The organism is Anaerobacillus sp. 1_MG-2023 (assembly GCF_030547345.1).
GTDB lineage: Bacteria > Bacillota > Bacilli > Bacillales > Guptibacillaceae > Guptibacillus > Guptibacillus hwajinpoensis_B.
Genome location: NZ_JAUORD010000128.1, coordinates 1 through 264 on the forward strand (window position 1 = coordinate 1; position 264 = coordinate 264).

The following is a 264-nucleotide window of genomic DNA, read 5'->3' on the forward strand; positions in this document are numbered from 1 at the left end:
TTGATGCGCACCGAAAGGGTCTTTTTGCCCCAGTCGATGTCACCAATGGCCTGGATGATATTGGCGCGGGCGCTGTCCTTGTCACTCGGGGCGACTGAATCTTCGAGGTCAAGGTTGATGACATCCGCGGCGGATGCGGCCATCTTTTCGAAAATCGCAGGGCGCGAGCCGGGGCCGAACAATTGGCATCGATTCGGGCGAGCGGGGGCGGGGGGCTGAATTCGGAAGGACATTGGCGACCTCGGTGAAATGATGTTGCGAAAC

Annotated in this window: 1 protein-coding gene; it reads right to left on the minus strand. The window is 59.1% G+C overall.

Annotated features, from left to right (window positions below; all coding sequences use genetic code 11):
- On the minus strand, positions 1-233 hold a 233-nt coding region (locus Q4550_RS23565), incomplete at its 3' end, for an aldolase/citrate lyase family protein (RefSeq protein WP_303536661.1).
- Positions 234-264 lie beyond the last annotated feature (31 nt).